The following is a 13,076-nucleotide window of genomic DNA, read 5'->3' as shown; positions in this document are numbered from 1 at the left end:
GACAATGACCGTTCGGGTGCGCATCAGCAGCAACGGGCATGTGATCGACGGCCAATGGGAAGGATGCGCAGCAGCAAACGCGTTCCTGACGCATCTGGCCGGACGCGGATTCAGTTCGGCAACGGTGCGGGCATATGCGTTCGACGTGCTCAATCTGGCCCGATTCCTGCTCGATCGCGACCTCACGGTGGCTGCGGTGACGCCGGTGACGGTGTTCGAGTGGGTCGACTGGCAGAACGTGCACCGCAAACCCCGCCCAGGCATGGCGACACGAGGTGATCGGGGCACTGCGGCATCGACGATCAACCGACGAGTCGCGGCGATACGCGCATTGTTCGAATACCTGGTGATGACCGGGATACGCACCGAAAATCCGGTGCCCTCACCGCGGCGCGGACAGGGACTGCGACCACCAGCGCGAGGACTGCTCGGACACCTCGGGCCGGGCCGACCCCGAGCCGGAGGCAGGCTGGTACGCCAACCGCGGCTACTGCCCGAGTCCCTCGACGCCGACGCGATCGAGCAGTTTGCGGCGTCGCTGCGCACCCATCGGGATCGAGCGATGTTGTGGGCGATGCTGTTCGGCGGGCTGCGCAACGCCGAGGTGCGATCCCTGCGGTTGGCAGACGTCGATTTCGGCCAGCGACGACTCCGGGTGCTCGGCAAAGGCTGCAAGGAACGGGTGGTGCCGGTCGATGCGGTGTTCTTCACCGAACTGTCGGCCTATCTGCGCCTCGAACGGCCACCGGGGTTGGCGACCGAGGAGTGTTTCGTGGTGCTGCGCGGCCCCACCGCGGGGGCGCCGGTGACCGAGGCGGGACTGCGGTCGCTGTTCCGGCGGCACCGGGACCTCTCCGGTGCGACGAGGGTGCGTCCGCACCGATTGCGCCACACCTACGGCACCGAACTCGCTGCCGCCGGAATCGATCTGATGGTGCTGCGAGAATTGATGGGGCATGTGTCTCCGGACACCACTGCCGAATATGTGCATTTGTCGGTCGAGCAGCTCGCCGCCGAATACGGCGCGGCCCGCGCCAGTCTCGCCGGAACACGACAATGAGCACCGCGGTGGTTGCGACGGTCGTCCTGCCGGCCGGACCGGGTGCGGTGCTCACCGACTACCTCGAGCACGTCGCCAGCCTCGGGCTCAGCGACAGGTCGGTGCGCGCTCGCACCCTCATCGCGACCACCTTCCTCACCACGCATCCGGACTTGCGGGACTGGATGACCCGACCCGCTGCCGACCGGCTGGCCGAACTACGCCGCACCGGGGCCTGGCCACTGCTGTGTCACCTCATCGGACGCGGCAACCTGCGGCTCGACCTCGAACTCGCGGCCGTCAAGAACCTCACCGGACTCGGCCGGGCCGTCGAGGACCGCGACCCGGACGGGTTCGCCGCGGTCCGGGCCGCCGGCCTGGTTTTGGGGTGGACACCGCAATGGGTCGAGACCGTCCTCGGCGAGTGCCTGGCGGTGCTGCTCGCCTGGCACGGCGGTTCCGTCAGCGGTGTGAGCGCCGAGACCGTCGGCGAGTTCGACGCCGCATTGGCTGCCACACAGTCAATCCCGGATACATCGAAACGCGCCTACCGCAACCGTATCGCGGGACTGCGACAAATGCTGTTTCAGGCCCGCATCGTCGACACCCCACCACGGCGCCGACCGTGGGCCCGCACCTACGCCCAACGCTTCGCCGACGCCCCGATGGCCGATCCGATCCGCGAGGCCCTGTTGCGTTACGTCACCGTCCGGGCATCGGTGCTCCGCCCGAAATCGGCCGAATCGCTGATCAACGACCTGCTGCCGTTCGCGGACTACCTCACCACCAACCATCCCGAGGTCACCTCCCTCGAGGATCTCGACCGCAGTCACATCGAGGGCTTCCTCGTCTGGAATCGCACCCGCACCTGGCGTGGGCAACGCGCCGCTGCCGGGGCCGGGCGCATCATCTCCAAGGCCGTGATCCAATCGACGGTACTGAGCGTGCGCAACCTGCTCGAGGACATCACCGAATGGGGCTGGGAGCAGGCCCCACCGCGCCGTCTGGTCTTCGCCGCCGACGTCCCGAAACTCGACCAACCGCTTCCGCGGGCATTGCCGCCCGACATCGATGCTGCGGTGATGAATGCGGTTTCCCAGCTGGATGATTCGTTCGCTCGTATCGGGTTGACGGTGCTGCGCGGAGCCGGTCTGCGGGTCGGGGAGCTACTGGATCTCGAGCTCGGCAGCGTCATCGATTACGGCCCGGCCGGGACCTGGCTCAAGGTTCCGTTGGGCAAGCTCGCCACCGAACGCATGGTCCCGCTCTCGGCGACCACTATCGCCGCGTTGGACGAGTGGACCGGCGGGCGTGGTATCTGTCGGCCATTGCCGCATCCCCGCACCGGAGAGTTGACCGATTTCCTGTTCGTCGCACACGGCCGCCGTCTCAGCCAGACCCGGCTGCGCAACGGTCTGCTCGCTGCCGTCGAGGCTTGCGGACTGCGTGGGGCCGGGGGTGCGCCGTTGGTGGTGACCCCGCATCAGCTGCGGCATACTTGGGCCACCGAACTCGCCAACGCCGGGATGAGCCTGCAGGCGTTGATGGCGTTGCTCGGGCATGTCACTCCGCAGATGACTTTGCGTTACGCCACTTTGGCTTCACCGACGTTGCGGGATGCCTATGACCAGGCGATGGGCAAGATGCGGCGGCGGTTCACGCTCACTCCGGTCGGCAAACCGATCGTCCCCGACGCGGTGAGTTGGCTCGGCAGTGAGATGCTCAAAACGCGTGTTGCCCACGGTTACTGTTCCCGTCACGAGAGCGCGGGTGCGTGTCCCTATGCCAACATCTGCGAGACCTGCGACAACTTCGTCACCGGACCTGAGTTCCGCGGCGCGCTCGAGGCGCAACGCACCGACATCCAGGCTCTCGAGGTCGATGCTCGTGACCGTGGATGGCCCGATGAAGCTGCCCGGCATCATCGTGTCGCTGAGGCGTTGACCGACCACTTGCAGCGTCTCGATCGCTGATTCGATGTGAGATCAGGGTTGATCTCATCCCTGAGGGCCGGATAACCGAGCGGCTCAACCGCGAGATCCGCCGCCGCACCGACGTCGTGGGCATCTTCCCCAACCGGGATGCCATCGTCCGCCTCATCGGCGCCGTCCTGGCCGAGCAGACCGACGAATGGGCCGAAGGCCGCCGATACCTCGGCCTAGAAGTGCTCAGCCGCTGCCGGCTCACCCTGACCACCAACACCGACACCAGCCAGGCGACGGAGGTGAGCACCGATGAACTGATGCAACTACCCGCCTGACCACCAACGAAGGATCAAAAACGAGTTACACCACTACCAGGGGCTTGACCCTTCGATGCTCACGATGTCACCTGCACATGAGTATGCTGACGCATGTTCGACTCCTCATTAGTCGGACATCCGGCCCGTCGCGATGCCAGTCGCGGCGGGCCATCTGTTTTGAATTGTTCGCACACCCGTTCGGGTGTGGTTGATCATCTTGGCATCGGGACTGAGGGGGCGTCAACGGTCTCCGGTATGGACGACGCGTCTCAGGAAGGCGCAGATCGTCCCTCGTTCGGATGAAAGATGTGAGTGATTCAAGAAAATGACGTAACGGAAGAATCGGACGCGGCGAAGATGCAGTGTCAGTGCATCTCCGATTGGGGTTCCATGAGTGAGCATCCATTGGTCGACCACACGGCCGATACGATCCAGTTCCAGCGCGTCGATGACGGTACGTTACGTCGCCACGCCCGTGCGTCTGTCGGGCCGGGGGTCGATGGTGCGGACCGGCTGCGATCCTCGGCCGGTCGTCCAGCTTCGAAGCGGGTCGTGTTCAAGGAGAGGAATGGCCCAAACTGGTGGCTTATCACCGCGATCGTGGCGTTGATAGCAGCGGTTGCGTTGTTTGCCGGAGGCGTGGCCGTGAATCAAGCTCGTGATTCGACACCGACGTATCAGTCTGTCTACGTTCCGGAGAACGTACTGGGCGGATCGCAGAATTAGCTGCGCCAACGCCAAACGTAGCGAGACCCGCCGGCAAAGGGGAGGAGCCAGCGGGTCTCAGTTGCCGCCAATTCCCCGAGAGAGGAAGAGGCGTGTTGCGGGGAGGCAACACATTTGAGAGTTTAACCAGAATCGGTGCCATGCGGCACATTGAGGTAGGGACCTAAGTCCCATCGTTAGGACTTGACCGCATCTTGCTCAGTTGGCGCCTGAGGTATCCAGATCCAGCCGCTCTTGAAGCCACTTCCGGAGTCCATCGCCGTATTCCTCGCTATCGAGTGCCGCATCGACGGCTGCGCGGAGGTAGCCACCCGGGTTCCCTAGATCGTGGCGGGTGCCTCGATGTACGACGACGTGGACTGGGTGACCTTCTTCGATCAGCAGCGCAATCGCGTCGGTCAGTTGGAGTTCCCCCCCTGCGCCCGGCTTGATCCGACGTAGGGCATCAAAGATCTCGCGGTCCAACAGGTACCGGCCGGCGGCGGCTAGTGTGGACGGAGCGTCGGCAAGCGCCGGCTTCTCAACCATGCCGCGAACTCGCAACACATCCGGATTTGCGACGTTGGGCACTTCTTCGACCTCGAACACGCCATACGAGCTCACCTGGCTCTTCGGAACGTCGATGGCGCACAGCACGCTTCCTCCGCGCTTGGCGCGGACACGAGCCATCGTTTCCAGGATGCCGCTCGGTTGCACGAGATCGTCCGGGAGAAGAACGGCGATCGCGTCCTCATCCGGCTCCAGAGCAGCTTCCGCGCAACCGACAGCATGACCCAGGCCGAGCGGCTTCTCCTGGACAACCGATTCAACCGTGAGCAGATTGGGCGCCCGTCGTACTTTCTCGAGCAGTTTGAGCTTGCCCTTCGCTTCGAGGTGCTCCTCGAGGTCGAAGTCGTCGACGAAATGCGCGACGACTCCGTCCTTTCCAGGAGACGTCACGATGAGAAGTCGCTGAGCTCCCGAACGGGCAGCTTCCGTCGCGACCAGTTCGATGCCCGGCGTGTCGACCACGGGCAATAGTTCCTTCGGCACTGTCTTCGTGGCTGGCAGGAAGCGAGTTCCCATCCCCGCCGCCGGTACCACGGCCGTTCGAAATGCTTTACGCAATCCTGCTTCTTCTTTCATGGTTCTACCCTCGCCTCCCCTGTCGAGCGCATGACCGCGCCGGAATACCCGCGATTGCACGGTCTAAACTTTGAACAACGGTGAGATAGATCTCACCTTTCGGATTCCGGCCTGGATTACCGCGAAACATGGTGGTCGGTAACCGCAGTCTAGGGGTCGGTCATAGGGTTCGCGAATCGGGGAATGCACTGAAAGTGCAAGATAAGTGGGAAGATTGCCTCGAACACGGCATCGAAGCATTGAATGATCGACCGAAGCGTCGCTGCGCCACAAGCTCAACTAACGTCCGATCTGGACGACTGTTCAAGCTGCCATATCTGGTAAGTAACGTTACAGTCTCAAAGAGCGTTTTCGCATAGGAGCGGCACGCATACAACTGGAGGAACTGCGCCCGACTGGGCACGCCACGGGCAGGTCGCGCGACCGGGGAGGGTACGCGGACTGGGTCCGGCGTTGCTTATTCGTGGAGCAGTGCATGTCTCGGGGAGGAGACAACGATGAGGGTAGTTGGGCTATGACTGCCGTCGGGGAGGCGAGTCACGGCGTACCCGATGCACTCGTGGGGGATAGCGTCAATCCCGTTCGCAGGCACCACCAGCAGATGTGTCCGCCAAGTCGTCGAACCTGGCAGCGGTCCTATATCAAACGATTGATTTGGTCCGATGCGATTGTCGTTGTACTTGCTGTAGTTGTCGCCCACAGTGTCCGTTTCGGACAGGGCGACCTCATGAGTACGGAGCCGGTCTCTGAGCTTCGCTACACGCTCATCTCGGCGGGGCTTGGCGGTCTCTGGCTGAGTACTCTCGCGCTTTTCCGTACCAGGTCACCACGTGTCATTGGTGCAGGTCACAGCGAGTACCAACGCGTCGTTTCAAGTACTGCTCGGTTGTTCGGGTTCATCGCCATCACTGCACTCGTATTCCGCTTGGACCTGGCACGTGGCTATCTTGCGATCGCGTTGCCGGTGGGTCTTGTCGGCTTGCTGCTGTCGCGGTGGTTGTGGCGGAAGGTGATCGCGCGCAAGCGTGCTCGGGGTGAGTTCCAGACGTCGGTGCTGGTGGTCGGTGGTGCGCGGGCGGTGCGGCACATGGCGAGCACCTTCTCCCGGAAGGACGGGGAGGGTTACCGCGTCGTCGGTGTCTGCGTGCCCCGCTATTCGGGTGCGGCCGGGGATGTGATCGATGTCGACGGCCGGGAGATCACCATTTACGGTGACGAGCATTCCGTCGTCGAGGCACTCAAACTCTCGGGGGCGGACACGGTCGTGGTCACCGCCACCGAAACCCTGGGCAGCGACGGTCTGCACGATCTGATCTGGCAGCTCGAGCCGCTCGACACCGACCTGGTCGTCGCCACCGGTGTGGTCGATGTAGCCGGTCCGCGGATCGAGATGCGCCCGGTCGCCGGTCTGCCGCTCATCCACGTCGAAAAGCCCAGCTACCACGGGGCCAAGCGCTCGGGGAAGCGGATCTTCGATCTGGTCTTCGCCGGCGCGGCGCTGGTGGCCCTGGCTCCGGTGTTCGCGGTCGTCGCCTTGCTGATCAAGCTCGAGGATCGGGGTCCGATCTTCTACAAGGCCGAGCGCATCGGCATCGACGGCACGCCGTTCGGGATGATCAAGTTCCGGTCGATGGTCACCAACGCCGACACGATGGTCGACACCCTGTTGGCGCAGAACGAGGGTGCCGGCCCGTTGTTCAAGATGAAGGACGACCCGCGCGTCACCCGTATCGGCAAGATCATGCGCCGGTTCAGCATCGACGAACTCCCGCAGTTCCTCAACGTCATTCGCGGCGAGATGAGCGTAGTGGGTCCGCGTCCGCCGTTGCGGCGTGAGGTGGAGGCCTACGACGGTCGGGTCAAGCGGCGGCTGCTGGTGCGCCCCGGTGTGACCGGGCTCTGGCAGGTGTCAGGTCGGTCGGATCTGTCGTGGGACGAGTCGGTGCGGCTGGATCTGTCGTATGTGGAGAACTGGTCGATGGTCTCGGATGTGTTGATCATCGGTAAGACCGTCAAAGCAGTGGTTTCAAAGGACGGCGCATACTAGGACCACAAATGAAGGTACAACATCGGAAATTCCGATTACGCGTACGACGACGAAAATGCTCCCTCAAAGCAACTCATTACTCTGATGAGCGAATCAACACACGACTAAGACTTAAGGACACCTTGAATGACCTGCAAGATGGCTGTTTTCGGGACGGGCTACCTCGGAGCAACGCACGCAGCATGTATGGCAGAACTCGGCCACGAAGTACTTGGGGTCGACGTCGATGTCGACAAATTGGCCAGGCTTGAAGCCGGCGAAGTCCCCTTCTTTGAACCGGGCCTGGACGAGGTCCTCAAGCGAAATATCGACGCGGGACGCCTTCGCTTCACCACGTCCTACGAGGAAGCGGCCGAGTTTGCCGACATCCACTTCATTGGCGTAGGTACCCCCCAGAAAAAGGGCGAGTTTGCCGCCGATCTGTCTTATGTCGAGGCTGTGGTTGATTCACTCGCACCGTTGTTGACTCGACCCGCCGTAATTTTCGGAAAATCCACGGTACCGGTTGGAACTGCCGCTCGTCTAGGAGCCCGCGCGAGGCAGCTTGCTCCCGCCGGCGACGAAGTAGAGGTTGCATGGAATCCCGAGTTTCTCCGAGAAGGATTCGCAGTAAAGGACACCCTGCATCCGGACCGGATCGTTCTTGGGATCGACCCCGTACGCTCTCACCGCGCAGAGGACGTCGCGCGCGAGGTCTACGCGCAGCAACTCCAGGAGGACACGCCTTTTCTGGTGACTGACCTCGCGACCGCTGAGTTGGTTAAGACTGCAGCCAATGCATTCCTTGCTACAAAAATCTCGTTTATCAACGCGATGGCCGAGGTCTGCGAGGCGTCGTCAGCAGATGTGACTGTCCTTGCAGACGCCATCGGCCACGACGCACGCATCGGCCGGCGTTTCTTGAATGCAGGAATTGGGTTCGGTGGCGGATGTCTTCCCAAGGACATCCGCGCATTTATGGCGCGCGCTGGCGAACTTGGGGCTGACCAGGCGCTCACCTTCCTGCGTGAAGTCGACAACATTAATATGCGTCGGCGTACCCGCATGGTGGAACTCGCAAAGGACGCAGTCGGTGGCTCGCTCCTGGGTACCCGGATTGCAGTGCTCGGTGCAGCTTTCAAGCCGGACTCGGACGACGTGCGCGATTCGCCAGCATTGAACGTGGCGGGTCAGATTCAGTTGCAGGGGGCCGCCGTCACGGTCTATGACCCGCAAGCGATGAAAAACTCGATGGCACTTTTTCCGACTTTGAGTTATGCCTCAAGTGCGGTTGAAGCTTGCCGAGGAGCAGACGTCGTCCTGGTCCTGACGGAGTGGAACGAGTTCCGTCAAATCGTTCCGCAGGCCCTGGGCAATGTCGTCCGGAACAAGCACGTTATCGACGGACGGAACTGCCTGGACCCCGCTGCCTGGCGAACTGCAGGATGGACCTATCGGGGCATGGGAAGGCTCTGAACGCGCATGAGCATCGAATCGAGATCGCAAGGTACGTCTCCCGCCGACCAAGCGGAGGACGCGCAACGAATAGCGGTCGCAATAGCTACATTTCGACGCAACGACCTCTTGCTGGAGCTGCTGAACTCGCTAGAGTCCGCAACGGAACGCCACGCCATGCATGTCATCGTCGCGGACAATGACCCGGAGGGGGGCGCGAAGGAAGTTTGCTCAGACCACCCACTGAAGCCTGATTACATCCATGTCACAGATCCAGGGATCGTTCCCGCCCGGAATGCTTCCCTGTCAAAAGTATCGTCTGACGATGACTACATCGCCTTTGTAGACGATGACGAAACGGTCTGTCCGCGATGGCTCGACATGCTGGTTACTACCGCCGCAACGCACGATGCTGACGTCGTTGCTGGGCCTGTCGTATCCGAGTACGCAGAGGGTACGAGCCAATGGGTCGTGCGCGGGAACTTCCATCAACGTCCCCGGCAGCAAACTGGGACACCCGTGAGCCTCGCTGCTACGAATAATTCTCTAGTGCGCCGTACTGCCCTCATGTCCCTCGAAAACCCACGTTTCTCGTCAGATTTCTCGGAGACAGGCGGTAGTGACTCGGAACTATTCTGGCGAATGGGACAGAATGGCGCTCGCTTCATCTGGTGCGACGAAGCTGAAGTTACGGAACTTGTCCCCCTCGACCGGTCGACCTTCAAGTGGATATTTCGACGGGGAATCCGTCTCGGAAACGTCTACGGTCGCCTACTGCTACGCGAACACGGAAGGCTGTACGTTTCCCTCGCAGGTATAGCGCGAATTGGTCTGGGCCTCGTGAAGGTGACTGGTGACTTAGCGTTAAGAAGAGCGATCATGCAGTCGGGTATATCTACGCTTACGCGAGGGATCGGAATCCTGGGAGCGCAGAGCCGAAAGCTCATTCACGAGTATCGTCGTAGCTAGAACAATGCGAGAGTTATGAAGGAGAAGGGTCGGATCAGTTGACGGGCGAACCCGGGCTAGGTGCCGCTGCAGCCAAAGGCGGCGCTATAACTCTTGGAATACAAGCTGTCCGAATCGTCATTAATCTGTCGACCATTATTATTCTGGCGCGGATGCTCGCGCCTGAAGACTTTGGTCTGGTCGCCATGGTCGTTGCGATCGTCGGCATCGCCGAGATTATCCGGGACTTTGGCTTGTCAAATGCGGCCCTCCAGGCGGCAAACCTATCACAGGCGCAAAAGACAAACCTGTTCTGGATAAACACGAGCCTTGGCGCGTTCTGTTCGGTAACGATCTGCCTCGCCGCCTCTACGATCGCCGCATTGTACGGTGACGCCCGACTAGAGCAAATTGCGTACGCATTGTCAGGCATATTCTTGCTGAACGGAATGACCACACAATTCCGTGTCGAAATTAACCGCCGTCTGGAATTTGCCAAACTCGGTGCAACTGATTTGATCCCCCAGGTCATGGCGCTGATGATCGCTATTGTCGTCGCGCAATTGGGTGGAACCTACTGGGCCATCGTAGCGCAGCAGTTGACTATTTCATTGACAGCGCTCCTAGTCTCGATTTTCTACGCCCGTTGGATGCCTGGCTGTCCATCGCTGCGCACCGGCAATGTGCGAGACCTCGTCGCCTTCGGGTTAAATTTATCGGGTACGCAGGTCCTAGCATATTTTGCGCGGAACGCCGACAGTTTCTTGATCGGCCGCTTTATCGGACCGACAGCACTTGGACTCTATGATCGAGCGTTTCAGCTTCTCATGGCCCCAATCAACCAGATTAACGCACCGCTTACGCGGGTCGCTGTGCCGATTCTAGCTCGGGTGAGGGAATCTCCTGAGAAACTGCGGCAATATCTGCAGTACGCGCAGCTCGTCAGCGGGTACGTTACTGCCAGCTTATTTCTATTTGTCGCCGGCCTTTCGGAAGCGTTGATTCTTCTTCTCTTTGGCGAAAAGTGGCTACCAGCTGCAGGAATACTCTCAATCTTAGCGCTGGGCGGAGTATTCCGATCCCTAATGCAGGTGACGTATTGGATCTTTCTGTCGACTGGCAACGCAAGAGCGCAGTTCCGACTCGATACGATCGCGCAGCCTCTCATTGTTGTCTCCTTGGTTATCGGGGTTTCCTTCGGTCTAACCGGAGTGGCGGTCGCTCATTCAATCGCGTATGCGATCTACTGGTCCGCCGGCCTTTGGTGGGCAGGACATGTCACCGGACTACGTACTAAACTACTATTGATAAACGCCTTGCGGATTGTGGCATGGATAGGCGTTCCGATTGGACTCATAGCGGCGGCGGTTAATCAGATAAATATCAACCCCGCGTTGCGCATCGGTACGGGAATTCTTCTGTGCATGATTTGGTGTTTACTTGCTGTGGCTATATCGCGGTCAGTACGGGAGGATGCGCAGGTGTTCCGGCGGGCCTACAGTGTAGTTAAAGGGACACGATGATGACCAATATTGTGCGCCAGCAGTCGCGCACGTTTTCAGGGGATCGATCCGCATGGAAACATCTCGCAGCTACTCTTTCGGAAGCTGCAATCGAGCGTATGTCCCCGAATGGATCTCAAATATTCATGACATCTCGAACGAGCGGTCATGGTCGCGCGGCAGACGGAATGGAGGGCTTTGCACGTGCGATGCTTACGTTCGCATTTGCGCATGCCGACGATGCAGATCACAACGAGGCGCGGTTCGCTTTTCAGGCCGACAGATTTGGTAGTGGAATCCGTGCAGGTCTAGACCGAATAGGAAAACGAGACGGCTGGCTGCCTGTCGAGGACTACGGACACGGCCTCGTCGAATCCGCTTCCATATCTGTCGCACTGAGAATCTTGAAAAGCTCACTGTGGTCAAATCTGGATCCGTCGATTCAGGCGAAGGTCATCGATTATTTTACCGCGTCATTAAGTCATAAATATTACGAAAACAACTGGATATTGATCCGAGCGATCACCGCGGGTTTTGTCTCAGACGTTACTGGTGATACGTCATTCGCCCAAAAGGCTATATCGGATGCTATGACCCGCCTCGATGAATGGTACGTCGGAGCGGGGTGGTACTCGGATGGGCCGGGAAGAATTTTTGATTACTATAATTCTTGGGCTCTGCACTACTATCCAGCCTTGTTCCGAGTTCTGTACGGCGATTACGAGGGGTCAGAAGTAGTTATGAGGCGGTTAGCCTCCTACTCCGAATCTCTGCGGGCGATGATAGCGGATGACGGCGCGCCGATCTACTTTGGAAGGTCACTAACTTATCGATTCGGGTTACTTTCTGCGCTGTCACTTCACGGCTGTATCAATAGTGGTGGAGTGAGTCCCGGTACTTGTCGCGCGGTTGCTAATCGAACCATTTCGTACTTCCTTCGAAACGATGCTGTGGATGGCCGGGGGCTATTGCAGCTTGGCTGGCATCAACGTAATACGGGCATTGCGCAGAAATACTCCGGGGGAGCGGCGTCCTACTGGGCTTCGAAAGCTTTCAGCTGCCTTTTGTTTGGCCAGGACAACCCCTTCTGGAGCGACGAGCCCGTCACGTCGGAATGTGAACCCGTGACCGCACTGAACGGCCCGAACATGTTGATTGTTCGCTCTAGTTCTGGGACTGCTCGCCTAACAAACCACGGTTCTTATAGAGCGCGCTCTGAGGGATCCGAGAAAGAATCCGAGGAGAAACTATACTCGCGCCTGGAATATTCATCGCATGCGTCCCCTGCAGGTGGGGCTTCGATGAAAGACAACTCATTTGTGCTCAATCGAGCGGGAGCGGCGTCGATAAGAGGCATGATTATCCCCGACGCCCAAGGAGACTGTTGGGCATCGTCGTACTCGTACCTCCGTTTTCCGAAGAAGTTTGCCAACGAGACTCTCTCAACGAAACTTGGACGCCGAGTACCGCTTCTGCGATCAGTTGTTAGCAGTGATTTATTGATGGCGGTCTCGACCATTGTTAGTCCCGAGTGGAGCGTGCATATCTGTAAACTTCAGGGGTCTTCCTACGGAAATACGCTCACATTTGGCGGGTGGGCGGTGCCTGATGCAGGTGTCACGATTGACCCCGACTCGCGCTCTTGCCTGACCTACAACGAGAGGATGGAGGCGGAAGTAGTCGACCTAATTGGAGGTGGCGAACTTGCTGCCGCTGATTCCGCTACGCCTACTCCATTCGGCAACCGCTCGTTGATTGGGTCGATCACGTGGAGGCTCCACAGTAGCGACCCGCTCTTCGTAGTGGCGACGCGCCTAACTCAACGGACGGCGATAGGTAAGGTGGACCGTCCGGGTCGCCCTTTGCTGAGGGACGTAAGTTCGAACGGGGTCACTATTGAGCTGGATAAGGCCTCGATCTTTGAGGTATCTATCGGGCAGTTGGTTAGCGCCAGCAAAAGTTACGAGAAGAATCCATCGGGAATCTTCCATGTCAATCGCCACAAGAAATGAC

General features: G+C 59.9%; 9 protein-coding genes and 1 pseudogene. 9 read left to right on the top strand and 1 reads right to left on the bottom strand.

The features are described 5' to 3' along the window. Positions 1 to 4 precede the first annotated feature (4 nt). The 4 genes and pseudogenes from KXC42_RS19795 to KXC42_RS19780 all read left to right on the top strand — a co-directional run bounded on the left by KXC42_RS19795 (position 5) and on the right by KXC42_RS19780 (position 4,007). A complete protein-coding gene (locus tag KXC42_RS19795) occupies positions 5 to 1,060 on the top strand; it encodes a tyrosine-type recombinase/integrase (RefSeq protein WP_064257805.1) in 1,056 nt (351 codons plus the stop codon). After that, on the top strand, positions 1,057 to 3,012 hold the full coding sequence (locus KXC42_RS19790) for a tyrosine-type recombinase/integrase (protein WP_064257806.1): 1,956 nt from the start codon (positions 1,057 to 1,059) through the stop codon (positions 3,010 to 3,012). Before KXC42_RS19795 ends, KXC42_RS19790 begins: the two co-directional genes overlap by 4 nt. Positions 3,013 to 3,059: 47 nt before the next feature. Continuing rightward, positions 3,060 to 3,299: pseudogene (locus KXC42_RS19785) on the top strand (transposase); the annotation flags it as partial. Positions 3,300 to 3,593: 294 nt separating this feature from the next. Further along, the gene (locus tag KXC42_RS19780; RefSeq protein ID WP_219129447.1) at positions 3,594 to 4,007 is read left to right on the top strand and encodes a hypothetical protein; all 414 of its coding nucleotides are present in this window, start codon (positions 3,594 to 3,596) and stop codon (positions 4,005 to 4,007) included. 198 nt (positions 4,008 to 4,205) lie between these two features. Here the strand turns inward: KXC42_RS19780 and KXC42_RS19775 are convergent, their stop codons facing one another. Beyond that, complete coding sequence (locus KXC42_RS19775; protein WP_219129446.1) at positions 4,206 to 5,132, bottom strand: UTP--glucose-1-phosphate uridylyltransferase; 927 nt, start codon at positions 5,130 to 5,132, stop codon at positions 4,206 to 4,208. Positions 5,133 to 5,733: 601 nt separating this feature from the next. On the opposite strand from KXC42_RS19775, the gene KXC42_RS19770 reads away from it, so the two are divergent. The 5 genes from KXC42_RS19770 (at position 5,734) to KXC42_RS19750 (ending at position 13,075) form a co-directional block, all read left to right on the top strand. After that, the gene (locus KXC42_RS19770) at positions 5,734 to 7,179 is read left to right on the top strand and encodes a sugar transferase (RefSeq protein WP_219129445.1); all 1,446 of its coding nucleotides are present in this window, start codon (positions 5,734 to 5,736) and stop codon (positions 7,177 to 7,179) included. Positions 7,180 to 7,305: 126 nt separating this feature from the next. Next, entirely contained in the window at positions 7,306 to 8,634 is a 1,329-nt protein-coding gene (locus KXC42_RS19765) for a UDP-glucose/GDP-mannose dehydrogenase family protein (protein WP_120280283.1), read from the top strand. Positions 8,635 to 8,640: 6 nt separating this feature from the next. Beyond that, positions 8,641 to 9,582 (top strand): glycosyltransferase family 2 protein, encoded by a 942-nt coding sequence (locus tag KXC42_RS27800; RefSeq protein ID WP_219129444.1) that lies wholly within the window; start codon positions 8,641 to 8,643, stop codon positions 9,580 to 9,582. A gap of 38 nt (positions 9,583 to 9,620) precedes the next feature. Further along, positions 9,621 to 11,084 (top strand): lipopolysaccharide biosynthesis protein, encoded by a 1,464-nt coding sequence (locus KXC42_RS19755; RefSeq protein ID WP_219129443.1) that lies wholly within the window; start codon positions 9,621 to 9,623, stop codon positions 11,082 to 11,084. After that, complete coding sequence (locus KXC42_RS19750) at positions 11,081 to 13,075, top strand: DUF2264 domain-containing protein (RefSeq protein WP_219129442.1); 1,995 nt, start codon at positions 11,081 to 11,083, stop codon at positions 13,073 to 13,075. The genes KXC42_RS19755 and KXC42_RS19750 overlap by 4 nt, the downstream gene beginning before the upstream one ends. Position 13,076 lies beyond the last annotated feature (1 nt).

The organism is Rhodococcus sp. LW-XY12, from assembly GCF_019317345.1.
Lineage (GTDB): Bacteria > Actinomycetota > Actinomycetes > Mycobacteriales > Mycobacteriaceae > Rhodococcus > Rhodococcus pyridinivorans.
The sequence above is the reverse complement of the archived record's forward strand: the minus strand, read 5'-3'. Positions and strand labels throughout refer to the sequence as shown.

Coding starts and splice junctions, on each gene's coding strand:
- KXC42_RS19795 (WP_064257805.1), top strand. CDS start 5: ATGACCGTTCGGGTGCGCATCAGCAGCAACGGGCATGTGATCGACGGC.
- KXC42_RS19790 (WP_064257806.1), top strand. CDS start 1,057: ATGAGCACCGCGGTGGTTGCGACGGTCGTCCTGCCGGCCGGACCGGGT.
- KXC42_RS19775 (WP_219129446.1), bottom strand. CDS start 5,132: ATGAAAGAAGAAGCAGGATTGCGTAAAGCATTTCGAACGGCCGTGGTA.
- KXC42_RS19770 (WP_219129445.1), top strand. CDS start 5,734: ATGTGTCCGCCAAGTCGTCGAACCTGGCAGCGGTCCTATATCAAACGA.
- KXC42_RS19765 (WP_120280283.1), top strand. CDS start 7,306: ATGACCTGCAAGATGGCTGTTTTCGGGACGGGCTACCTCGGAGCAACG.
- KXC42_RS27800 (WP_219129444.1), top strand. CDS start 8,641: ATGAGCATCGAATCGAGATCGCAAGGTACGTCTCCCGCCGACCAAGCG.
- KXC42_RS19750 (WP_219129442.1), top strand. CDS start 11,081: ATGATGACCAATATTGTGCGCCAGCAGTCGCGCACGTTTTCAGGGGAT.